This window comes from Bifidobacterium pongonis, from assembly GCF_019331805.1.
GTDB classification, from domain to species: Bacteria; Actinomycetota; Actinomycetes; order Actinomycetales; family Bifidobacteriaceae; genus Bifidobacterium; species Bifidobacterium pongonis.
The window spans coordinates 1-23613 of sequence record NZ_JAHBBE010000032.1 but is presented as its reverse complement, the minus strand read 5'-3'; the positions used below and the strand labels follow the sequence as shown (position 1 = coordinate 23613).

Sequence of the window (23613 nt, the reverse complement as noted above, 5' to 3'; positions counted from 1 at the left end):
TTCGTACTGATCCACGCCGATCAGTACGAATCGGCATGAATCGGCATGAATAGGCAGCCTCCGAACGTGCCCACATACGGAAAATCCCCCTGCACCACATCGGTGCAGGGGGATTTCCAATGCTTAAGCTCAGACGTACTTCAGTCTGGAATCATCCGCCGTGCAAGCCCCAAAGGCTGGCAGCGGCGAATGGGGGAAATCACTCAGCGACGACCTTCACGAAGAAGGAAGCGGTGATCTCCGGGTGGAGGGCGACCTTTGCCGGGAATTCGCCGGTGGTCTTGATGGACTCGACCTCGATGGCCTTCGGGTCGACAACGGCCTTGTCCTCAAGAGCGAGGGCGATCTGCTCGGCGGAGATGCTGCCGAACAGCTTGCCGGACTCGGACACCTTGGCGGCGATCTCGACGGCGGTGCCTTCGATGGCGGCCTTGGCGGCGACGGCATCCTCACGGGTGGCGACGGCCTGGGCCAGACGAGCGCGCTTCATAGCGAGAATCTGCTTCTCAGCGCCCTTGTTCCAAGCGAAGGCGAGGCCCTGCGGGATGAGGTAGTTGCGAGCGAAGCCGGGCTTCACTTCGACAACGTCACCGGAGTGACCGAGGTTGGCAACGGTCTTGGTAAGAATAACCTTGGTTTCAGCCATGATTCATAGCCTCCCTAACTCAGCGACCAGAGGTGGCGTACGGCAGCAGAGCCATTTCGCGGGCGTTCTTGATGGCCTTCGAAATCTCACGCTGTTCCTGCACGGTGACACCGGTGATACGACGGGAACGGATCTTGCCGCGATCGGAAATGAACTTGCGCAGCAGAGCGACGTCCTTGTAATCGATCTCGGTGACCTTCGCCGCCTTCAGCGGGTTCGGCTTCTTCTTGAACGGCTTGACCGGCGGTTGCGGCCTCTTACGTGACATGATGTTCTCCTTATGAACGATTGAAAATGCAGTGTGCTGGATGTATCAGAACTCGGGTTCGTCGTCGCCACCACCGAAATCGGAGGAGCCGCCGAACGTGGAGAAGCTGTTGCCTCCATCGCCGCCGTTGCCCCAAGGATCGGCAGCCGGCGCCTGATTGGCGGCCGGGTTGGACGGGGCGCTCTGGGCGCCGCCGAAACCGCTGTTGCCGCCAAAGCCGGAGTTACCTCCGAAACCGGAGTTGCCCCCGTTATAGCCGCCCGCGTTGCCGCCGAAGCCGCTGGCGCCACCGGAATACCCGGCGTTGCCCGCGTTACGGCCTGCGAAGCCGCCCTGACCGGACGACTGGCGCTGCACCTGGGCGGTGGCGTACCGCAGCGAGGGGCCGATCTCGTCGACCTGCATCTCGAACACAGTACGGTTGGAACCGTCCTGCGCCTGATAGGAACGCTGCTGCAAACGACCCTGTGCGATCACGCGCATGCCCTTGGACAGGCTCTGCGCGCAGTGGTTGGCAAGGTCACGCCATGCACTGCAGCGCATGAACAGCGCCTGACCGTCCTCAAACTGGCCGGTCTGGCGGTTCCAATTACGCGGAGTCGAAGCAATGGTGAAGCTGCACACGGAAGCGCCGCTTCCGATGGTGCGCAGCTCGGGATCCGCGGTGAGATTGCCCACCACGGTGATGACGGTTTCACCTGCCATGACGTGTCCTTCTTCTTAGTTGTACATCCAGCGTGAACGCTGACGATAAAACTTACTTGGCGTCCTTGCGAAGGATCTTCGTGCGGATCACGGATTCGTTAAGGTTGAGCACACGATCCAGCTCGTCGCTCGTTGCAGGCTCGGCGGAGTAGGTCACCACAACGTAGTTACCCTCGGTCTTGCCGGCGATTTCGTAAGCAAGCTTGCGACGGCCCCAGTAATCGGGTTCGTCAACAGAACCGCCTTCCTTGGTGACGAGTTCCAGATACTGCTCGGTCAGCTTCTTCAGACCGCGCTCATCCAGCTCAGGATCGGCGATGAACATCAGTTCGTACTTGTGCGCAGACATCACCCACCTCCTTCGGACTATTCGGCCACGGACGTTCCATGGCAGGAGTGTGTATACGCGTCGCTTGCGGTCGGATGACCTGAAACAAGCAACTTTTCGATGATACAACCCCTCGGCGACGAATATTTTCGCTGTGGGCGCGGCGTGCGGAGGCTAGTCGTTCGCCGGCGCGGGGCCTGTGGAGGCGCGTTCGCGCAGGTCGTACGGCGACTCGTCGACCACGTCGAAACGCTCGCCGTCGATGAGTTTGAGCAGCAGTTTGGCGGCCAGTCTGCCGGATCCGACGATGTCGCGTCCCATAACCGTCAGATGCGGGAACACCGCGGTGCACATGAAGGAATCGTCCCATGCCATGATCGACAGGTCGCCGGGGATGTCGAAGCCCATTTCGCGCGCGATGCCCATGCCCGCCAGGGCCATGACGTCGTTGTCGTAGATGATCGCGGTGGGACGCGGGCTGACGGACAGCAGTCGTTTGGTCGCTTCGATGCCGCCGGCGGGCGTGTAGTCGGCGTGCAGGCAGCGGTACCGGACGCCGAGTTCGGCGGCGGCGTCGGAGAAGGCGGCGTCACGGATGTAGGAATGGCCGAAGCTTTCGGGGCCGCCGACGCGCCCGATGCGCGTATGGCCCAGCGTATGCAGATAGGACACGGCTCCGGTGACGGCCTCCATGTCGAGGCTTCGCATGACAGGCAGCCCGCCGGACAGCGACGGGTCGCACAGGGCGAGCACCGGCATTTCCGGATGCTCCTTGAGCAGGGCCACGCGCGGATCATCCATTTCGAGATTGACCAGCAGCAGCGCGTCCACATTGCCGGTGGCGATCCAATCCTTGAGAATCGACATTTCGGCGTCACGGCCGATGGCGAAACGCAGCAGCATCGAATAGTCATGCTGTTCCAGTTCGGCGCCCAAGCCGGCGAGCAGCTCCATCATGTACGGTTCGACGGAAAGCAGCTGTGCTTCCCGCGCCAGCACCACGCCGATACGGCTGGTGTTCGAACGGGCCAGGGATTGTGCGGCGCCGTTCGGCTTCCACCCGAGTTCGCGGGCGATCTTCAGCACTTTCGCGCGAGTGGCTTCGGATACACCGGGCTTGTCGTTCAGCGCGTAGGAGACCGCGCTGCTGGAAACCCCGGATGCCTTGGCGACGTCGAAAATGGTGACTTTGTTCTTCTGCCCTGCCACGGGACGCTCCTTTCGTCGCGGCTCTTCCCCTTCGGGATCCGAATCGAAATTCATGGTCCCAAGAACTCACATATCCTATTCAGGATAACTGACAACCGAATACTTGAAAACACTGTTCTCGTAAGGCAAGAAGCGCTTCAGCCAGCTTTGGCCGAAGCGCTTCCCTCCTCTCTTATGGTGCCGCCTACGCCATCAACGACGCTTCAGGTCGTTGGCGGTGCGCAGCACGTTCGACGCGGCGAACGCGGCGGGTTCCACCTGCTTGTCGGATGCGATGTAGAACGTGACCGTCTCGCCCGGCAGCAGGGTCACCATGCCTTCCTCGACGTGCGCCGCAGGGTCGACCTTGTCGACCATGCAGAACATGTCGCGCACATAGCCCGTGGCGGTGACGGTCAGCTCGTAGCCGCCGTCCACGGCCTTGGCGCTCGTATGGAACGCCTCGGCGGGTGCGGGCAGCGCCTGATCGATGACCTCGGCGGGGTTGTAGACGACCCTGGCGAACGCGTCGTCGGACGCGGTGGCGACCAGCAGCTCGTTGGCGGGATCGCCGAACGTGGCGACATCCTCGCTCAACGGCAGACCCTGATGGCCGACGCCGTCGAACGACACGTCGAAGCTTTCGGAGGCGAGCACCTTGCCGTCGAGCGTCACGCGCTCAACGGTCCAAGCGCCATGCCATGCCTCGCGGGTGTCGTTCAGCACGATGAGCTCCAGATGATCGGTGGCGGTCTTCACGCCTTCCCAGCTGTGGGTCTGGCGGTATTCCTCGCTGGTGCGCGGCTGGATGGTGGCGAGCCTCGGTGCGAAGAAGTCACGGGACGCGTACCACACCGGCTTGCGGTGGCCGTCGAAGTCGACCGCGGCCCAGGAGACCACCGGCCAATCGTCGTTCAGCTGCCAAATCAGCGCACCGGCGTTCACCGGTTCGAGCGAACGCATGTGCTCGACGCCGAAACGCATGGCCTGCGCCTGCTGCAGCTGGCATGCCCAGTGCCAATCCTCGATATCCGCCCATTCGTCGGTGGGGATCAGCCAGCTGTGCTCGCCGTCGGACGGCTTGCCGTTGACCACGCCGCCGAAGCTCACGTCGTCGAGATGGCCCGGGGTCAGGTGGGAGCGCATGCCGCGCGCCAGCTTGTAGTTGCCGCCGGAAGCCTTCTGATGCACGAGCATCTGCTTGCCGAACGGTTCGAGCTTCTCGTCGTGCACCACGCGGGTCAGCGTGCTGAACGCGGGCGGTGCCTGGTAGCCGAATTCGTCGGCGAAGCGCGGGGTGTACTGCGCGTACACGGTGTAGTCGGCGCGGTTCCACGCATCCCAGATGTGCATGGTGCCGTCGGTGTCCATGTTGGCGGCCACGAACGGGGTGAACGCCATCGGCGAGCTCGGCAGGTACACGGAACGGCCCGGGTCGAGCTCCTCCAGCAGCGCCGGGAACAGCTCGGAATAGTAGTAGTCGCCCCACGGCTTCTCGCCGTACCCGTATGCGTTCGGCTTGCGGTCGTCGTCGCGCAGGGCCTGCTTGTAGCCGCCCCACTCGGAGTACGCCACGTAGTTCTCGTTGGAGCCGTTCCACACGATCAGGCTCGGATGGCTGCTCAGTCGGGTGATGTGCTCGCGCGCTTCGGCTTCGACCTCGGTCTTGGTCTCCTCGTCCTCCGGGTATGCGGCGCAGGCGAGCATGAAGTCCTGCCAGACCATGATGCCGGCTTCATCGCACATGTCGTAGAATTCGTCGGCCTCGTAAATGCCGCCGCCCCACACGCGCACCATATTGGAATTGGATTCGACCAGGTCGCGCATGCCGCGTTCGTAATCCTTGTTGGACAGACGGCCGATGAAGGCATCGTCGGGAATCCAGTTGTAGCCGCGGGCGTGCACCGGAACGTCGTTCACGTAGATCTGGAATGGACGGCCCAGATCGTCGGCACGGGTGTCGACGTGCACGGTACGGAAACCGACCTTGCCCTGCCACTGGGCGCAACCGCCGCCGCAGACATGCAGCGTGTACAGCGGCTGATCGCCGTAGCCGATCGGCCACCAGAGTTTGACGGCCGGCACGACGATGCGTGCGGTGCCGGTGGTGCGGCCTTCGGGGATTTCGATATCCGCGTCGAGCACGGTGCCGTGGCCTGCGAGCGCCACGTTCACGGTGAGCGGCTTCAGCGCGGGGTGGGAGTCGTATGGGCTCATGATGCGACCGGCGCCGGCGCGTTCCACTTCGACGGTGACGGTCAGGATGCCGTTGCCGTCCTTGTCGACGTCCACCAGCGGACGCACTGCGGCGAGACGCACGTCGTTCCAGGAGTCGATGCCGATTTCGCGCCAGATGCCGGCGTTGGCGACGTCGATGCCCCAATCCCAGCCGAAGGAGTAGCTGGGCTTGCGGATTTGGTTGAATGCGTGGTGTTCGGTGTGCGGGTAGTAGCCGCGTTCCTGTTCCATGCGGTCGGATTCGCGCACCGGCGAGGTGAAGCTTACGGTGAGTTCGTTGGTGCCGTCCACGAGCAGGTCGCGCACATCCCAACGGTAGGAGCGGTGGCAGTTGCGGGTCTGTGCCACGGGGCGGCCGTTGAGGGCGAGTGCGGCGATGGTGTCAAGACCGTAGGCGACGAGGTCGTGACGGTCGGAGCCGTCGTCATGCCAGTCGAATACGCAGGTGAAGCGCCAGTCGACGTCGCCGATCCACTGCTGCTTGGTTTCGTTGTCGCCGTCGAATGGGTCGTCGATGAGTCCGGCGTTGATCAGGTCGAGGGTCGCCTCGCCCGGAACGGTGGCGGGGATGCCTGCGGTCAGACGGTCGCGGAGTTCCTCGGGCACGGCGCCTGGGTTCAACGCGGTGAGCGTCCACTTGCCGGCAAGCGGGGCGAAGGTGCTGGGGGTATGGGTCATTTTCATGAGTCCTTTTGCGAATGATGGTGGTTGGGGGTAGAAGCGCCCCCGGACCGGGCCGGAAGGCCACGGCCGGGGGCGTTTTCACGTCTGTTCCGTTTTGGCGTTTATTCCTTCACCGCACCAGCTGCGACGCCATTGTAGATCTGCTTCTGGAACACCAGGAAGGCGATCAGGGCGGGCAGCAGCGTGATGATCACGCCGGCGCAGATGAGGTTGTATTTCGAACCCTGCGGGCCGGTGAAGGCGTACAGGGAGATGGCTACCGTGCCTATCTTCTGCTTGTCTTGCAGGTACAGGTTGGCCGAGTAGTACTCGTTGTAGATGCCGACGCCCTTGAGGATCAGGCAGGTCACGATGGCGGGCTTGAGCAGCGGCAGGAGGATGCGGCTGTAGATGGTGAAGTAGCTTGCGCCATCCATCAGGGCGGCCTCATCGAGGGAGATGGAGATGTTCTCGAAGTACTGGATGAAGATGTAGATCGAGATCACATCGGTGCCCATCGACATGATGATGTAGCCCCACAGCGAGTTGATCAGGTGGAACGTGCCCATGATCTTGTAGACCGCGACTTGCATGGCGATGCCGGGGAGCAGCGATGCCATGAGGAAGGCGGTACGGATGACCGCGTTGCCGGGGAAGGTGAAGCGGGAGAGCACGTAGGCCAGCTGGGTGCCGATGATGGTGGTCAGGAAGCAGACCGCGACCAGGACGATCAGGGAGTTGCGGAAGGCGACGCCCATGTTCGACAGCTTGAATGCCTCAACGTAGTTGTTGAAGTTGAAGATGTTCTTCGGGAACGCCATCACGGAGGTGCTCTGCCACTCCTCCGTGTCCTTCGCCGCGGTGAAGAAGCAGGTGACCAGCGGCAGCAGGATCCAGAAGGTGATGAAGATGAGGCTGAAGTACTTCAGGAAGCTCAATCCCCACTGCTTGAAGTGGTACCAGAAGCTCACCTTCTGGACCGGGGCCTTGGCCTGAACAGTTGCGCTTGTCATCACGCCACCGCCTTTCCGTTCTTGAATACCGGCGCCTTGCCTGCGGCGACCTTATTGGCCTTCTTCAGTGCACGGCGACGCGCCTTTTCGATCTTCGCGGCCTGCTTGCGGGCCTTTGCGGTACCGTCATCGGCGTCCCTGAACAGGAAGCCCATGATGAGTTTCTGCAGCAACGCGCAGATCATGATGATGATGAGCAGCACCACGGCCATGGCCGATGCCAGGCCGACCTTCTGGTCGGTGTGTGCGATCTTGTCCATCTGGACCATGTAGGTGCCGGTGCCGTTCGCACCGGAGGTGATGACGTACGGGCCTTCGAAGGCGGAGAGGGAACCGGTGATGGACAGGATGATGTTCAGCACGAGGATGGTCTGGATGCCGGGGAGGATGATGTGCTTGAACTGCTGCCACTTGTTGGCGCCGTCGATCTCGGCCGCTTCGTACAGCGAGGAGTCGATGGACATGATGGCGCCGATGAACAGGATCAGGGTCGAGCCGAGGTAGCGCCAGATCGAGGAGGCCACCAGCGACCAGTTGTTGATCGACTGGTCCTTCAGCCAGTACGGCAGCATATCCTGGCTGAATCCGCACCACTGCAGCACGGTGTCGAGCACGTAGCCGCGGGTGTAGAAGAACTTGAAGATGAAACCGACGGCGATGCCGTTGATCAGGTAGGGGAAGAACATGGCGCCCTTGAAGAAGCCGCCGCCGCGCACCTTGAAGGCCAGCACGGTGGCCAGGTACAGGGCCAGGGCGACCTGGATGAGTGCGCCGACCATGTAGTAGAGGCTCAGCTTCAGCGTGGCGAGCAGTTCCGGACGGGTGAAGATGTCGTGGTAGTTACGCAGCCCGACGAAACGCGGGGTGCCGATGTACTTCATCTTGTAGAAGGAGTAGCCGCACATCTGGATGAACGGCCAGTAGGTGAAGATGACCAGCAGCGCGACGGGGATGATGCAGAAGGCGACGATGATGGCGCCTTTCTTCCAATCGCGCCTATGGGTGTTGAACGGAATATCATCCGCCGAGGTGACGACGGCTTCCGTCTGCGCGGTAGTCATGATGCTCTCTTTTCTAGACTATGACTGTGGAAAGGAAGGCCGGCAGTCGCAACTCGCGGTCGACGGCTGCCGGCTGGGTGAGAAAGGGAAGATACGTGTTAGTCGGTATCAGTACTTGGCTTCGGCGTCATCGTCCTGCATGGCCTTGTACCATGACGTGTTCCATTCGGACATGATGTCGTCGAACTTCTTGTCCTTGTTGGCCGCGTGCTCGACGATGGCCTGGACGCGCTTGTTGCCGTTGGAGTTGATACCGAGCTCGGAGTCGGAGTTGACCTCGGTGAAGAGATCCTCTTCGCCCTTCAGGGAGTCGGCGTCGGCTTCCATGGTGACGTTCTTGAAGTCCTCATAGATGGAGGGCAGGGAGTCGTCGCCGTACTTGATCGGGATGCCGCCTTCGTTCATGGCGTAGCCGGACTTCTCGGTGAGCCACTTGACGAAGATCATGGCGGCTTCCTGGTTCTCCTTGGAGGACTTCTTGTTGATGCCCATGGAGTAGTTGCCGCCCATGGAGGCGTACTGCTTGCCCTTCACGGAGATCGGGAACGGCATGTAGCCGATGTCGTCGGCGTGGTCGCCGGCCTGCTGCATCTGGGTCACGGCCCAGGCGCCGAGCACCATGGTCGCGATCTTGCCGTTGTTGATCATGCCCTTGGAGGATTCCCAATCGGTGGTGGAGTAATCGTCTTCGGTCAGGCCGTCGGCCACCGCATCGTACAGCACCTTGTACACGTTGTAGGCGTGGGTGCCGTCGCCCGGATCCTTGAACGGGGCCTTGGTGTGCACGAGCTTCTGGTTCATGTAGGTGTTGTCACCGGTGGCGGTGGTGCCGATGTAGGCATCCCAGGCGCCCATGGTGAAGCCGGCCGCGTAGTTGGTGTACAGCGGGATGGCGTCGGTCTTTTCCTTGATGAGCTTGAGGTCCTTGATGAACTCGTCGGGCGTGGTCGGCAGCGTCTCGATGCCGGCCTTCTTGAACACGGCCTTGTTGTAGACGACGCCGGAGGTCTGGCCGTCGGTGGCGATGCCGTAGGACTTGCCGTCGTACGCCTTTTCGGAAGCGAGCTTGACCTGCTTCTTCATGGTGTCGAGGGAGCCGTAGGAGATGAAGTAGTTCTGCAGCTCGGACTTATCGACGGACGGGATCATCATGATGTCGCCCCAGTCGCCGCCCTGCAGACGGGTGAGCGCGTTGTCGGCGTAGTTGGAATCGGTCTGGGATTCGACCTTGATGTTCGGGTACAGCTTGTTGAAGTCGGCGATGTAGGACTTCCAGTTCTTGCCCGGGTAGGAATCCAGGCCCATATCGGTACGGCCGTTGTAGAACTTGATGCTGGCCTTGATGTCCTTGCCGGTTTCACCGAGCTTGATCTGATCGTAGGTCACGTCGGTCTGATCGCTGGAAGCGCTGGTGCTGCCGCAAGCTGCGAAGCTGACCAGGCTCAGGGCCGCAACGCCCGCCGCGATGATCTTCTTGAAGTTCATTCTTCATGTCCTTCCTATGGAAACTTGTACGATTCGGCACTCGCCTCCTCGTATTCATCACCTGTGGACTCTGCACCGAATCCTTGGGCGATGCCCCCTCTCCTCAGGCCTCTCTGCCTGCCTTCGGTGAAGTGGTAACTCATAGAATAAACGCGCCATTTCAGTATGTCAAGCGCTTAAGTAAACGCGGTTGATATACAAAACCCTTGCGCCACAAGGATTTCCCCGATGACAACATATTCACGCTTTGCTGGAAAAACGCTAAAAACCCTTGATCTTGGCTGAATGACATCATTTTCAGAAAGTTTTCTTCAGTGCACGGCGTGTCTTATTCATACGCCGTTTAACCCGACAGAATGCCCGAAATCGCCACGTCGACCCCACACGAGGAGTATAGTGATGCTTAAGCGGTTAACATCATTGTGCCTGCTCAGCTGCATGCCTACCGTCGAAGAGGATACCGGCACGGCTCAGCACACGCCAAGCGCACACCAATCCCATACATCGGCACGTCAAAGGAGAACGATGCAGCTTATCGACTTCACCAATCCGGCTTTAAGCCACACCATGGGCCGAGTCATCAACGATTCCCCCGCCTATCAAGTCTGGTCGTTCCCCTACACCCAAGTGCATTTCCGCTGCACCGGCACCGCCATCGGCGTACGGCTCGTCAACCATTGGGGCTACGGCAACATCCGTCTCGGCGCGATCATCGACGGCATGCAGGTCAGCGTGCCCGTGCCCATCGACGCCACGCACGACGCGGTATCGCTCGTCAACGGGTATCCGAGCCGCGTGGAGCCGGAAAGCCCGCAAGAGCACGACCGCCGCGAACCGGTCACCGTCATGCTGGCCGGCGATCTGCCGAACATCGAACATGACGTCATCATCTTCAAACGCCAGGATGAAGGCTGCGCACGGCTCGACATGCACGGCGTGCTCATCGACGACGACGCTTCCATCACCACGCCGCCCGAGCCGATGCCGAGCCGCCGCATCGAATTCTACGGCGATTCGGTCACCTGCGGCGAGCGCTGCGAAGCCGTCTGCTACGCCGGTCAGGCCGATCCGGACGTCGATCTGAGCGGGTACAGCAACGCCTGGTATTCGTACGCGGCCGTCACCGCACGCAATCTCGGGGCGCAGGCGCATCTGGTCGCGCAGGGCGGGGCGAGTCTCATCGACGGCATCGGCTGGTTCCATGCGCCGGATTATCTCGGCATGGAAAGCATTTGGGACCGTGCCGCGTACAATCCCGAGCTCGGCGCGACGCCGCAATGGGATTTCTCACGGTACGTGCCGCAGGTGGTTGTGGTGGCGATCGGGCAGAACGACGCGCATCCGTACGATTTCATGGCCGAGGATTACCACGGCGAGCAGGCCCGGCATTGGCGCGGGCGGTACGTCGATTTCGTGCGTGCGCTGCGCGGCAAGTATCCGCACGCGCTGATCGTGCTGGCCACTACGATCCTGCGGCATGATCCCGTCTGGGATCGCGCCATCGACGACGTGTGCGAGGCGGTGGCCGACCCGGATGTGCGGCATTTCATGTATCTGCGCAACGGCTCGGCCACGGACGGGCATCCCCGCATCGCCGAACAGCGCGAAATGGCCATGGAGCTCACGTCGTATCTCAGGTCGTTCGGCCCCGCCCTGTGGCGCTGAACCGCATTCCCGTTCCCCGCGCATCAACCCACATATCAATCCCCATCCACGTATTCGAAGGAGCATCATATGGTTACGGCAACCGGGCCAGCACCCGGATCGGAAATGAAGGGCGCTGGCGCCCACGTACGGCCGCATCGCAACACCTGCGGCGCACTGTCCATGCCGGCGATATTCGGTGACGGCATGGTGCTGCAGCGCGGAACGCCCATCGCGGTGTTCGGCACGCTGGACATGCCGGGCAATGCCGCGCCGAACGGCGTCACCGCGCCGGGCGATGCGGTCACCGTGCGCCTCGTCGACGCCGACGGTGCCGTGGTTGCGCAGGCTTCCTCTTCCGTGGATCCGTCGAATGGCCGCTGGTCCGCCCAGCTGCCGTCGCTTCCCGCTTCCGGACCGTTCGACCTGTTGGTCGAATCTGGCGAAAGCCGTCTGCGGTTCACGGACGTGTATGTCGGCGTGGTGTGGCTGGCAGGCGGCCAAAGCAATATGGAGGTCGAGCTGCGCAACAGCGACGGCGCGGAACAGGCCATCGCGCAATGCGCGGACCCGCTGCTGCGATTCCGCAATGTGCCGAAAACCGGGGTCGTGGACGAGGAGGCGGAGAACGACGCCGTCTGGCAGGCGAGCTCCCCGCAGACCAGCGGCGTGATGTCCGCGGTCGCCTATTATTTCGCGCGCAAACTGCGCGCCGAACTTGGCCCCGATATCGCCGTGGGCGTGGTGGACTGCTATATCGGCGGCACGTCGATCACCTGTTGGATGAGCCGTGACGTTCTGGAAGGCTGCGCCGCCGGACGTGGCTATCTGGACCGTTACGATCAGGCCATCGCGGGCCGGAGCGACGAGGAGCTGCATGCCGCCGCGAACGCATGGCAGAGCCGCTTCGACGCGTGGAACGCGGCCATCGCCGCCGCGCAACAGGCCGATCCCGACATCACGTGGGACACGTTGAACGCGCAGTACGGGGCCTGCCCGTGGCCGCCGCCCGTCACACCGTTCTCGCAGTGGCATATCTGCGGCGCCTTCGAGGCCATGGTCCGCCGCGTCGCGCCGTACACGATCGAAGGCGTGCTGTGGTACCAAGGCGAGGAGGATGAACCGTATTGCGAATCGTACCGTGAACTGCTTGGGCTCATGATCGAGCAGTGGCGCGGATTGTGGCATGATGCCGATCTGCCGTTCCTGCTGGTCCAGTTGCCGCAGTGGATCGACGGCAAGGTCGACAAGACGAGCGGCGATCCGATGCTGTGGCCCACAATCCGCGCCGCGCAATGGGATGCGGCGCACACCATCGGCGGCGTGCACGCGGTCTGCCTGATGGATTGCGGCGAATACGACAACATCCATCCCACCGACAAGCGCACGCCCGGCGAACGGTTGGCGGATTGCGCGTTGCGCCGCGTCTATGGGCGGTCTGATGTGACGGATTGCGGACCTGAAGCGCTTGAGGCGCGTCCGTCCGGCAACGGCGGGGCCGAAATCCGTTTCGCCAACGCATCCGGTCTGCGATTCGACGGCACCGATCCGGCCAGTCGACGCGATGCGGCCCGTCGCGAACGCGAGAACGCCGCCGGACCGACGCGCGAAGCCGGGGCTTCCGGTTTCGAGCTCGCCGGTATCGACGGCATTTTCCATCCCGCTTCGGCAGCGATCGTGGCAACCGACCCCGGTAGCGGCACGCAGAACGCCGCAACCGTGCGCGTGGTCGCACACGACGTGATCGAACCGGTTATGGTCCGGTACGCCTGGCGCAGCTGGGGTCCCGCTCCCCTGTTCAACGCATCGGGGCTTCCCGCGGCCCCCTTCACCTGCCGCGTGGACTGAACCGCAGCCCACAGCGCCCGCAACACCCGCAGCGCCCACAGCGCAAGCCCGAACGTACGAAACCATACGAAAAGCGCCGCCCGCGAATACGGGCGGCGCTTTCATAATCGCCTATGCTGTCAGGCGGAATCCCTCAAAGCCGGGATCCGGTCTCACTGAACCTGGGTACGGGCGATCTTGCCGTTGAAGGTGGCCATATCGGCGTCCTCGTCCTTGCCGTTGTTCCAGGAGAACATGGCGCGCAGCTTCGGGCCGACGGTCTCGATGCGGACGTTGGAGTACTCCTCCTGCAGGGCCTTGAACTTCGGGGCGCCGGCGTCCTGATCCTCGATGAACTCCTTGGCGAAGGAGCCGTCCTGGATGCGCTTCAGGTGGTACTCCATGCGCTCACGCACGTGCTCGTCGATGCAGGTGTTGGTGTAATCGCCGTACTGAGCGGTGTCGGAGCAGGACCAACGATCCTTGTTCATGCCGCCTTCGTTCATCAGGTCGACGATCATCTTCAGCTCGTGGCACACCTCGAAGTAGGCGATTTCCGGCTGGTAGCCAGCGTCGGTGAGGACCTCGAAGCCCATTTCGACGAGCTTGTTCACGCCGCCCATGAGGACGTTCTGCTCACCGAACAGATCGGTCTCGGTCTCCTCCTTGAAGGTGGTCTTGATGGCGCCTGCACGCAGGGCGCCCAGAGCCTTGGCATAAGCCAGGGTCAGAGCCCATGCGTCACCGCGCGGATCCTGCTCGACGGCGACGACGACCGGCACGCCACGGCCGTTCACGTACTCACGACGCACGATGTGGCCCGGGCCCTTCGGGGCGACCATGAACACCGGGTGATCCTCGGACGGCTTGATGTAGCCGTAGTGGATGTTGAAGCCGTGGGCGAAGGCGACAGCGGCGCCCGGCTTGATGTTCGGCTCGATGTCGTTCTTCCAGATGTTGCGCTGGTACTGATCCGGAGCCAGGATCATGATGACGTCGGCTTCAGCGGCGGCTTCCGGAACGGACTTGACTTCCAGGCCCTGCTCCTTGGCGTGCTCGACGGACTTGGAGGTCGGACGCAGGCCGACGACGACGTCGACGCCGGAATCGCGCAGGTTCAGAGCGTGAGCGTGGCCCTGGGAACCGTAACCGATGATGGCAACCTTCTTGCCTTCGAGGACCGAGAGATCACCGTCGTTCTCGTACCAGATTTGTGCAGCCATGGTAATTGGCACTCCTTTTGTATGTAGTGGGGTGTGGCACTATGTGCCGGGGTATCTACTTGTGTTGCAGATTATTGGTCTTGTGAAGGATTTTGTCCTTCAAAACTGGGCACTATCCTACCGGCATCGCTCCCCCAACCTCGCCGCCGTCCACAACGTGAGCCATACCACCGTCTTTTCGCTCCCCGCCCGCGCACAACACCCGCATACGCGAAATAAACCCGCTCCTGTCTGAAAACGGGAACGGGAAACCTTCTCCAGAATCAGACAAAACAAGCCCATTCCTGTCCGATTCCGGTACGAAACTCCCCACGCCCTCACCCCACTCACCCACACTCACCCAACCCCATTACCAAAATCAGACAAAACAAGCCCATTCCTGTCCGATTCCGGTACGAGGCTAACTGACCAAGGCACCCCGGCTCCACTCCCCCATTACCGAAATCAGACAAAACAAGCCCATTCCTGTCCGATTCCGGTACGAGAACCCCCACACGCACCCCCTCATTCGCCACCCATCCGGCATGCGCAAGCCCCTCACCACCAAAAACAGACAAAAAGGCCACCGCATAAGCGGCGGCCTCACCTATTCGGCGTGCTCGACAGCAATCGCTGCACCTTCGGCAATCACGTACCGCGTGGACGGTCCCTTACCAATGCGCGTGAGCCTGCCACACCGAACGAGTTTACGCAGCAGTTTCACGGCGGCGCTTTGCGCCAAACCGGTAAGATCCTCCACCTGCGCCCTACTGATCGAGCCATGCTGCATGGCATAGTCGATAACCGATTGCTTCCGGTCGTCTTCGTCGGTCTTCACACCTTGCGATTCGACCGGGACGGTACTGGCTCCCATCATTTGGCCGCCCGTCGTACCGACATCCGACGGCGACGGCGAAACGGGAACGTCATGCCGCCGCGGCAGCACAAGAGTGAACGAGTGGTCGGTAATGGAAAAAACCGGTTGTCGTTCAGCATGTTCGTACGCTCCCATGATTCGGCGAATACCCGTTCCATAAGCCTCTATGAAACGCAGTCGGTAGAACACTTCCGCAAGCTTGGGATTGCGTTGCACGGATATGCCGTTCATCATGTCACGTTGGTTCAGTCCGGTGGGCAGGCCTCCGAGATTGGTGAATTCCATGCCGGTACTGAACACGCTGATCAACGCCGGACCGGCGAAACCATAATCGCGATGGATGATGAGGTTAAGCAGAGCCTCGCGGACGACAAGAGGCGGATAGGCGTAGGAATCGATTCGTTCCATATTGGGTGCGGTACTGGCGGTCACGGGATTGTACTGACCGATGAACGCGCTCGCCTGTTCGCATTGCTGCAGCAATGAGCCGGTGAATTCGTGGCGGTCGCGGAACACTTCCTTGTTGGCGTCCTGAAAAACCGCGACCTTGATCGATGCCGTGCACTGGTCGGAGAGCAGCCAAGCGAGATTAGTGTACGCATCGTCCGAATCGGTCATGCCCAACGTCCGGTACGAAGCCGGAGTGAATGCAACACCGGCTTGATTGAATGCATTCCTCGTGGCATTGAAGGTCAGCGATTGCTGCAGACTGAGCGCCGTTTCGAAAGATTGACCGGAGGACGCCTTGATCATGTCGATGATGGCGGATTCCGACGCCGGGATGGAAGCCGCGCCGGATCGTATGTAGACGCCGGCGGGGCGAATGCCCTTATCGGTCAGATAATACGGGCGTTTGGTGCCTCTCTGGACGTGGACGACAACGACCTCGATGCCATCCATATCCTCTCGATCGATGGACAGAAAACTCGTCAAGTCCGGTCGCACCGCGTTGGACACGGCCTGAGTGACCTGTCGCATGCATTCGTCCGGATTACGCACACCGACGGCGTTCCCATCGTCATCGATGCCGACGTACAAGGTGCCACCATCGGTGTTGGCGAAGGCGACAAGCGTACGCTTGGCGCTGTCGCTCCATTCCCGTTTGAACTCGACGTTGAGCCCTTCACGAAGTTGCGGCATAACGAACTCCCTTCGCGCAACATGCACGCGGCCGCGTTATCGCCATACCTTGCAATATCACTTACCTATCGTGCAGTATCTTACACTTTATCTTACACTATCTTGCGCTATCTTACATTTTTCCGCGTTATCTTACACTCTATCGTGCATTATCTCGCACTTATCTTACATTTATCTTGCACTTATCTTATCTTCTTACACACAGCGGATAAGAAAGTGTAAGATTCGAAGGCCAAACGCGCGGCGAACATCAGGCTTCAACCATCGCACCAATCGCACCAATCGCACAGGCCCCATCAAGATTCCATCCGCGCACGACACCACCAATACGCAAAAATACGCAAAAAGGCCACCGCATAAGCGGTGGCCTTTGCATAGCGGACTACTGAACAGTGTCAGTCAGCCGCACATAATCACTGAACCTGGGTACGAGCGATCTTGCCGTTGAAGGACTCGGCCATATCGGCATCGGCGTCCACCTGGTTGTTCCAGGAGAACATGGCGCGCAGCTTCGGGCCAACGGTCTCCAGGTGCGGGTGGCTGTACTCTTCCTGCAGCTTCTTGAACTTCGGAGCGCCGGCAGCCTGATCATCCATGAACTCCTTGGCGAAGGAGCCGTCCTGGATGCGCTTCAGCTGGTACTGCATGCGCTTCTTGGTCTCCTCGGTGATGACCGTGGAGGTGTAATCGCCGTACTGGGCGGTGTCGGAGCAGCTCCAGCGAGCCTTGTTCAGGCCGCCTTCGTTGGCCAGATCGATCAGCATCTTCAGCTCGTGGAACACCTCGAAGTAGGCGATCTCCGGCTGGTAGCCAGCCTCGGTCAGCACATCGAAGCCCATGTCGCACAGGTGGTTGATGCCACCCATGAGGACGTCCTGCTCGCCGAACAGATCGGTCTCGGTCTCCTCGGTGAAGGTGGTCTTGATGGCGCCTGCACGCAGAGCGCCCAGAGCCTTGGCATAAGCCAGGCACAGCTCCCAGGTCTTGCCATCAGGATCCTGCTCGACGGCGACGACGACCGGCACGCCACGGCCGTTGGTGTATTCACGACGAACGATGTGGCCCGGGCCCTTCGGGGCGACCATGAACACCGGGTGGTCCTCGGACGGCTTGATGTAGCCGTAGTGGATGTTGAAGCCGTGGGCGAAGGCCAGAGCAGCGCCCGGCTTCAGGTTCGGCTCGATTTCGGACTTGTACACGGCTGCCTGGTACTGATCGGGCAGCAGGATCATCACGACATCGGCCTCAGCGGTGGCGTCGGCGACGGACTGGACTTCCAGACCCTGCTCCTTGGCGTACTCCACGGACTTGGAGGTAGGACGCAGGCCGACGACGACGTCCACACCGGAGTCGCGCAGGTTCAGGGCATGAGCGTGGCCCTGGGAACCGTAACCGATAACGGCGACCTTCTTGCCTTCGAACACGGAGAGATCGGCGTCCTTTTCGTACCAGATAGTTGCTGCCATAATGGCGCTCCTTATTGATTTTCTGTTGTGTTATTCGATATTCATCGTTCTGCGTGGTTGTGCAGAAATCTTCTGTTCTGGTTGTCCTTGTGGGCTTTTCCGATACGTAGGTCTAGTCCGATTTTCCAAGGATTGCACCAAGGGTGTTCACTACGTGAACGCCCGTTTTTTCATTTTTTGGAACCCGCCCTCAAAGCCCGACCGGAAGGTGGGTCCGGAGGGCGGGTCAACGTTTCAAACGCTGATTTCAAACGCTGATTTCACTTGGTGAAATCGACGTCCTTGGTCTCCTTGCAGCTCAGCACCGCGACGAGGCAGCAGACGGCCATCACGCCGAGGTACAGGCCCACGGAGTGCACGCCCCAGTTGTGGGACAGCCAGGTGGCGATGGTCGGCACGAATGCCGCGCCGACGATGGCGGCCAGGTTGTAGCCGATGCCGGAGCCGGAGTAGCGCACGTTCGCATCGAACAGTTCGGGCAGGAACGCGCCGATCGGGCCGAATGCGGTGCCCATCAGCGCGAAGCCGACGCACAGGAAGACCATGTTGGTGAAGAAGTTACGCTGGCCGACCAGGTTGCCATCCAGCAGGAACGGGAAGAGCAACGCGAAGGCGACGAGGCAGCAGGAGGAGATGACGATCACGCGCTTGCGACCGAACTTGTCGGCGTTCACGCAGGAGATCACGATGAACGCGGCGAACACGCACACGGCGATCATCAGCATGAGCAGATACTCCTGATTGGAGAATCCGAGGTTGCCGCCGCCCTGTTCGGTGGTCTTGGTGCCCCAAGCGAGGGACCAGGTGGCGAGCGTGTAGAACAGCGTGTAGGTGACGGCCACCAGGAAGGTAGCCTGCAGCACCTGCTTCCAGCTCTTCTTGAAGACTTCGGTGAGCGGGGACTTGACGACCTTCTTCTGCTCCTGGGCGAGGCGGAAGATCGGGGTTTCCTCCATCTGGACGCGGACCACGAGGCCGACGATCACGAGGATCGCGGACAGCAGGAACGGCACGCGCCAACCCCAGGCGAGCATGGCATCGTCATCGTTGAAGGTTTCCAGCAGGAAGTAGGTGCCGTTCGACAGGAAGAAGCCGATCGGGGCGCCCAGCTCCGGGAAGGAGCCGTACAGCGCGCGCTTGTCTTCCGGAGCGTTCTCGGTGGCCACCAGAGCCGCGCCGGACCATTCGCCGCCAAGGCCGATGCCCTGCACGAAACGGCAGAGGCACAGCACCGCGACCGCCGCGATACCCCACTGGTCGTAGGTCGGCAGGCAGCCGATCAGGAAGGTCGCGACGCCCATGGTGAGCAGGGAGACCACCAGCGTGGTCTTGCGGCCCATGCGATCGCCGAAGTGGCCGAACACCAGGGAGCCCAGCGGGCGGGCGATGAAGGCGATGGCGAAGGTGAGCAGGCTGGCGAGCAGCGCGACGGTCGGATTGGTGGTGTCGCCAAAGAAGACCTTCGGAAAGTAGTTCGCCGCGGCGGTGCCGTAAGCGTAGAAGTCGTAGAATTCGATGGCGGTGCCGACCATGGAGGCCGCGATCACGGTTTTGACGGAATCTCGTGCCATCGCTTTGAGTTTGCCTGACGTTGTCACATCGGCTGCAGTCATAAGGATTTGCCCCTCTTCATTCATTCCTTGTGCGGGCGGCGGCCGTTGCCGGTCGTACCGCTCGGTGCTGTGTTCGCTTCGTTCTCGCTTGGGATTGCTGCGTGATGCCTTGTGGGCGGGCAACAAAAAAGCCCCGCACGTTTGCAGGGCTTCAAGATTCTCGCTCGTTGCCCTGCCTTCGTTGGCGGGGCTCAAGCTTGTATGCCGAATCAGTCCGCCAGCGAAGACGGAATAATAATTCGTGCGGACAGCAGTGCGAGCGCATTGAATCCAGTCATCGTGGCGAACCTCCTTTCGGTTTCGAAGTATTTCCTCGGATTTCCATCCGAACTACGGTGAGACCATAGGAGCCGCCACCGCAACTATCTACCGGGTGTTCACTATGTGAACATTCGTCTTTTTCTTGGATGAAACGGTGCCGCGCCAGGTCTTGGCCCGCACGACCGTTCCGCAATAACAGCAACGCCGGTGCAGCATTGGCATGCGTTCCCGCACACCGTGCGCCGCACCGGCGCGATCGATCAGTTTCGATCAGCCGTTTGACCAGCCGTTCCGTCAACCGTTCAACTGTTCCTCGCTTTGCCTGCGAACAACGGCAGCAGCACCGCCACGCACACGCACACGATGGCGGTCGGGAACAGCGCCACATACCCCAGCGACGGGGAGAACAGATTCACCGCGGCGGCTCCCACCACCACGCCCAGAATCAGACCCAGCGGCTTCGACAGCGCGTAGAAGCCCAGATCACGACCGGCATTACGCGGATCGGGCAGCGACTCGACCACCAGCGAATGCATAAGCACGTCATAGATGCTCAGACTGAACCCGGCAAGGAACGCGAGCAGCAGAATCGCCTTCTCCCCACCCATCAGCACGGTGAGCATACCCGCGAGAAGCCCGATCACATACAGTCCGCCGGCAATCACGACGGCGATACGGAAGTTGCGGTTGCGCGAACCACGCATGAGCTCGATACGGTCGGTGATGATGCCGGCCATGCCCGTGGCCAGCAGCGCGCCGCCGAACATCACGATGGAGAACATCATGATCAGCGTTCCGGCAGGAAGGGTGAGCGGCGTGGGATCCGCAGGGAGCGCACGATTGCCATACAAGGCGAATCGCACGATGTACCACAGGAACACGCTGGTCGATGCCATTGCGGCCATCATGAACACCCTGGAGAGGAACAGGCGGCGGAATTCATGCGCGTTGTCGCCGCGCGGGCCGCGCAGCATGGAGAACACGTCACGCCAATCGGTGCGGGCCCACTTCTGGTCGACGCTCGACCGTTCGTGAGGCCAAACCAGCACGGGAATCACGCCGGAAACGGCGAACAGCACCGCCGCGCACAGGAACACGTCGGTCGCCCCGAAGGCGACGGACATGCCGCCGATCACACCGCCGGCGGCCTCGCCGACAAGCACGCCCACCGCATGCCAACGGTCGACCCCCACGCGGTACTTGTCCGGCACACGCTCGGCAATGGCCGCGACGAGCGGCGCGGTGAGCATCACATACGCGGGTTGCATGAGCAGCCAGCCCGCGACCAAACCGACCACGGCATCCGTGGCACTGAGGATCAGCGTGGCCAGCGCCGCGAGCACACCGCCGGAGACAAGCCACGGCGTGCGTCTGCCGATGATGACGCGCGTATGGTCGGAGAATGTGGAGATCAGCGGCGTGACCACAATCGACAGCACCGCGCCCAGGGCGATGACCACGGCGAGCGGGGTCGCCAATGCGGATTGGCTGGTGACGTCGAGCAGAAGGTTCTCGGTGTTGAGCCCGTACAGCAGGGCGATGTGGTTGGGGATGGCGATGAGATTGAGCATGACCCACGGTGCGGTGATGAGCACCGCGGCGAGCGCGAACGCCCATTTCAGGCGCAGCACGTCCGTTCGGGACGGTTTCACGCCGTCCGCGGAGGTCATGGGGTCGCGCATGTCGAGGAATGATGAGGCGTAATCGGGTACGGCGGTGTCGACGCCTGCCGCGGCGACCGACGCGCCACCTGCCGCAGTGAGTCGCGCGGCTTGCGCTTCGGGTTGTTTCGCCGACGCTTCCGGTGGTAGTCGCCGGTCCTCACGTGCGAGCCGTGAAACGGATGCTTTGTCTTCGTCGCTCAGCGCTTTGTCGTAATCAGGGCGATCGTCGATGCCCGGGCGAACGTACGGTTCCAGCACAGTTGCTCCTCTGTCCCTCGATGCGTTGCACCGTTCGACCATGCTGTTCGGCACACTGCGAACGGCTTCCCTCCTATGGTTTCAGAGTACGCTGTGGGGCGTATCTGCATGCGTGTCTTTCCTATGCGCCTTCGAATGCGTCTTATGCCTGCCGAATGTCTGGTTTTCCACGGTTTCGCAGGTTCTGCGGGTTCTGTGGGTTTTGCGGGCGGTGAGCGGTGGGCGATGGCGCCGTGAGGCGAGGAAGGCCGGAAGCGGAAAAGACGAAGGAGGGAAGCGCCGCTTCCGCTACGCCTCCCTCCACTATCACGCCGTCGTGTTATCGCCGTGTGTCATCACCGTGCCATCGATGAGGTTTCGCTGCACGGTTTTATCGCACGGTTTTATCGCACGACCGGCGGCTGCGCGATCAGATCATCCGTACGGTGTTCGCCCGCCGAATCGACCCAAGTCAGCGACGCGACCGACGCGGTGTTGCTCACGCCAAGACCGCGGCCGGGCTCGAAGGTGAGCGTCGCCGAGGTTTCGGCTCCCTTCCAAGTGAAGGCGATGGACGTGTCGCCGTCCGCCTTGTACGAGAATTCGCCGTCGAACGCGTCGAGCTCGTTGCGGAACTTCGCCAGGGCGTTCAGCGCCTTGACCACCGGACGTTCGAGATTCTCGTCGATTTCCGCGGTGGAATAGTAGTGACGGTTGATGTCTCGGCCGTTGTTGGTCTTGCGCAGCAGTTCCATGTCGTTCTTGCCGGCGAGCGCACCCACGTAGTACACCTGCGGTACGCCCGGCAGGAAGAACTGCACGGCGCGCGCGGCGATGTAATGCTGGTCGTTGCAGCCGAGCGCCGAATAGTAGGTGCTGTTGACCTGGTAGAGGTCGAGGTTGGACGCGGCGGCACCGGTTGCGGCCTGCGATTCGCCCTTGGTGTTGGCGTGGATGGTGTTGACGAGATTGTCGACGTCCTCATCCGGCACCAGACCCTTGAGCGAACGGTCGAGCTGGTCGGAGCCGATGTCGATCACGCCGATGCCGTCGTGCGTATCGAGCACGGTGACGGCGTTGTTCGGGCGGATTTCGGTCCAATGCGCCACCGGTTCGACATGACCGGTGAACAGCGAGTGCAGCAGCAGCGGCGGCAGCGCGAAATCGTAGACGCGGTCGACCTTGGAGGCGATCTCCACCTGCTTCTTGTAGTAGGAGTGCACTTCGATGAGGATTTCCAGACCGCGCTTCACGCCTTCCTCGCGCAGGCGGGAGATGAGTTTGAAGGTCTTCGGGGTCATGAAGCAGCTGGTGCCGGCTTCCTTGGCGCCGTAGCCGACGGCGTCGAGGCGGATGTAGCTGACGTGCGAGGCAGCCATCTGGTCGAAGATCGACATGAGGTATTCCCAACCCTTGTCGGAGTCGGTGTCGATGTCGACCTGCTGCGGGGTGAAGCTGACCCAGACCAGGCGGGTTTTGCCCGCGAACTTGTAGTGGGTGAACGGCAGGCCCGGGCGCGGGCGGTAGATGCCGGCCAGGTCTTCTTCGGTCGCGCCGTTCGGGAAGACGGAGCTCATGGTGAGGAACATCGGGTAGTATTCGGACTCCTCGCCCTTGACGAGCACGTCCTGGAACTGCTTGGATTCCCAGCTCATGTGGTTGACGATGGCGTCGACCATGATGTTGTGGGTCGTGGAGAGTTCGGCCACGTCATCCCAGCTGCCGAGCCTCGGATCGACCTTGGTGTGGTCGATCGGGTCGAAGCCGGCGTCTGCGCCGTCGAACGGGGTGAAGAACGGCAGGATGTGCACGCCGTCATACACGCCATCGAAGCGAGTGCGCAGGATATTGGTCATCGATGCCAGGGTGCCGTCGCCGAGACGGTCGGCATAGGTGATGAGTTGCACCTTGTTCTTCATGGGACCTCCTTTGGTTCCGTTCCGTAGGTTCCGTCCATAAGTATCGAACCGGTTCGATATTACCGCCGACCGCCCCCGCGAAGCAAATAATCCCGCGTGTCGAACCGGTTCGATACCCCTTCGCCCAATCACCCCCGCTCACCCGCCCATCACCCCACTCACCAATCC

General features: G+C 61.5%; 17 protein-coding genes. 2 read left to right on the top strand and 15 right to left on the bottom strand.

Annotated elements, in window-relative coordinates; translation table 11 throughout:
* Positions 1 to 199: 199 nt before the first annotated feature.
* The 9 genes from rplI to KIH75_RS08015 form a co-directional block, all read right to left on the bottom strand.
* The gene (rplI, locus tag KIH75_RS08055; RefSeq protein WP_219056236.1) at positions 200 to 646 is read right to left on the bottom strand and encodes a 50S ribosomal protein L9; all 447 of its coding nucleotides are present in this window, start codon (positions 644 to 646) and stop codon (positions 200 to 202) included.
* Between the two features lie 19 nt (positions 647 to 665).
* Positions 666 to 914 carry a 30S ribosomal protein S18 gene (gene rpsR / locus KIH75_RS08050; protein WP_003810112.1) on the bottom strand — a complete coding sequence of 83 codons (249 nt, stop codon included), beginning with the start codon at positions 912 to 914 and terminating at the stop codon, positions 666 to 668.
* A 45-nt stretch (positions 915 to 959) separates the two neighbouring features.
* Positions 960 to 1619, bottom strand: coding sequence for a single-stranded DNA-binding protein (locus KIH75_RS08045; RefSeq protein WP_219056235.1), 660 nt, complete (start codon positions 1617 to 1619; stop codon positions 960 to 962).
* 52 nt (positions 1620 to 1671) lie between these two features.
* Positions 1672 to 1968, bottom strand: coding sequence for a 30S ribosomal protein S6 (gene rpsF / locus KIH75_RS08040; RefSeq protein WP_003825429.1), 297 nt, complete (start codon positions 1966 to 1968; stop codon positions 1672 to 1674).
* Between the two features lie 153 nt (positions 1969 to 2121).
* Positions 2122 to 3156, bottom strand: coding sequence for a LacI family DNA-binding transcriptional regulator (locus KIH75_RS08035; RefSeq protein ID WP_219056234.1), 1035 nt, complete (start codon positions 3154 to 3156; stop codon positions 2122 to 2124).
* Between the two features lie 192 nt (positions 3157 to 3348).
* Entirely contained in the window at positions 3349 to 6051 is a 2703-nt protein-coding gene (locus KIH75_RS08030) for a glycoside hydrolase family 2 protein (protein WP_219056242.1), read from the bottom strand.
* A gap of 107 nt (positions 6052 to 6158) precedes the next feature.
* Positions 6159 to 7049 carry a carbohydrate ABC transporter permease gene (locus KIH75_RS08025; protein ID WP_219056233.1) on the bottom strand — a complete coding sequence of 297 codons (891 nt, stop codon included), beginning with the start codon at positions 7047 to 7049 and terminating at the stop codon, positions 6159 to 6161.
* Positions 7049 to 8110 (bottom strand): carbohydrate ABC transporter permease, encoded by a 1062-nt coding sequence (locus tag KIH75_RS08020; protein ID WP_219056232.1) that lies wholly within the window; start codon positions 8108 to 8110, stop codon positions 7049 to 7051. Before KIH75_RS08020 ends, KIH75_RS08025 begins: the two co-directional genes overlap by 1 nt.
* Before the next feature lie 108 nt (positions 8111 to 8218).
* Positions 8219 to 9595, bottom strand: a complete 1377-nt coding sequence (locus tag KIH75_RS08015) for an ABC transporter substrate-binding protein (RefSeq protein WP_219056231.1) — start codon at positions 9593 to 9595, stop codon at positions 8219 to 8221.
* A 525-nt stretch (positions 9596 to 10120) separates the two neighbouring features.
* On the opposite strand from KIH75_RS08015, the gene KIH75_RS08010 reads away from it, so the two are divergent.
* Positions 10121 to 11260 carry a GDSL-type esterase/lipase family protein gene (locus KIH75_RS08010; protein ID WP_219056230.1) on the top strand — a complete coding sequence of 380 codons (1140 nt, stop codon included), beginning with the start codon at positions 10121 to 10123 and terminating at the stop codon, positions 11258 to 11260.
* 69 nt (positions 11261 to 11329) lie between these two features.
* Positions 11330 to 13087, top strand: coding sequence for a sialate O-acetylesterase (locus KIH75_RS08005; protein WP_219056229.1), 1758 nt, complete (start codon positions 11330 to 11332; stop codon positions 13085 to 13087).
* 152 nt (positions 13088 to 13239) lie between these two features.
* Here the strand turns inward: KIH75_RS08005 and ilvC (KIH75_RS08000) are convergent, their stop codons facing one another.
* From ilvC (KIH75_RS08000) to gtfA, 6 genes are all read right to left on the bottom strand, one after another.
* Positions 13240 to 14289: a ketol-acid reductoisomerase gene (ilvC, locus tag KIH75_RS08000; RefSeq protein WP_219056228.1), complete on the bottom strand. Its 1050-nt coding sequence runs from the start codon at positions 14287 to 14289 to the stop codon at positions 13240 to 13242.
* Positions 14290 to 14875: 586 nt separating this feature from the next.
* Complete coding sequence (locus KIH75_RS07995) at positions 14876 to 16285, bottom strand: RNA-binding domain-containing protein (protein ID WP_219056227.1); 1410 nt, start codon at positions 16283 to 16285, stop codon at positions 14876 to 14878.
* 413 nt (positions 16286 to 16698) lie between these two features.
* Positions 16699 to 17751 (bottom strand): ketol-acid reductoisomerase, encoded by a 1053-nt coding sequence (gene ilvC / locus KIH75_RS07990; RefSeq protein ID WP_219056226.1) that lies wholly within the window; start codon positions 17749 to 17751, stop codon positions 16699 to 16701.
* 260 nt (positions 17752 to 18011) lie between these two features.
* A complete protein-coding gene (locus KIH75_RS07985; protein ID WP_420829190.1) occupies positions 18012 to 19322 on the bottom strand; it encodes an MFS transporter in 1311 nt (436 codons plus the stop codon).
* 605 nt (positions 19323 to 19927) lie between these two features.
* On the bottom strand, positions 19928 to 21547 hold the full coding sequence (locus KIH75_RS07980) for an MFS transporter (protein ID WP_219056224.1): 1620 nt from the start codon (positions 21545 to 21547) through the stop codon (positions 19928 to 19930).
* A 383-nt stretch (positions 21548 to 21930) separates the two neighbouring features.
* Positions 21931 to 23445 carry a sucrose phosphorylase gene (gene gtfA, locus KIH75_RS07975; RefSeq protein WP_219056223.1) on the bottom strand — a complete coding sequence of 505 codons (1515 nt, stop codon included), beginning with the start codon at positions 23443 to 23445 and terminating at the stop codon, positions 21931 to 21933.
* Between the last annotated feature and the right edge of the window lie 168 nt (positions 23446 to 23613).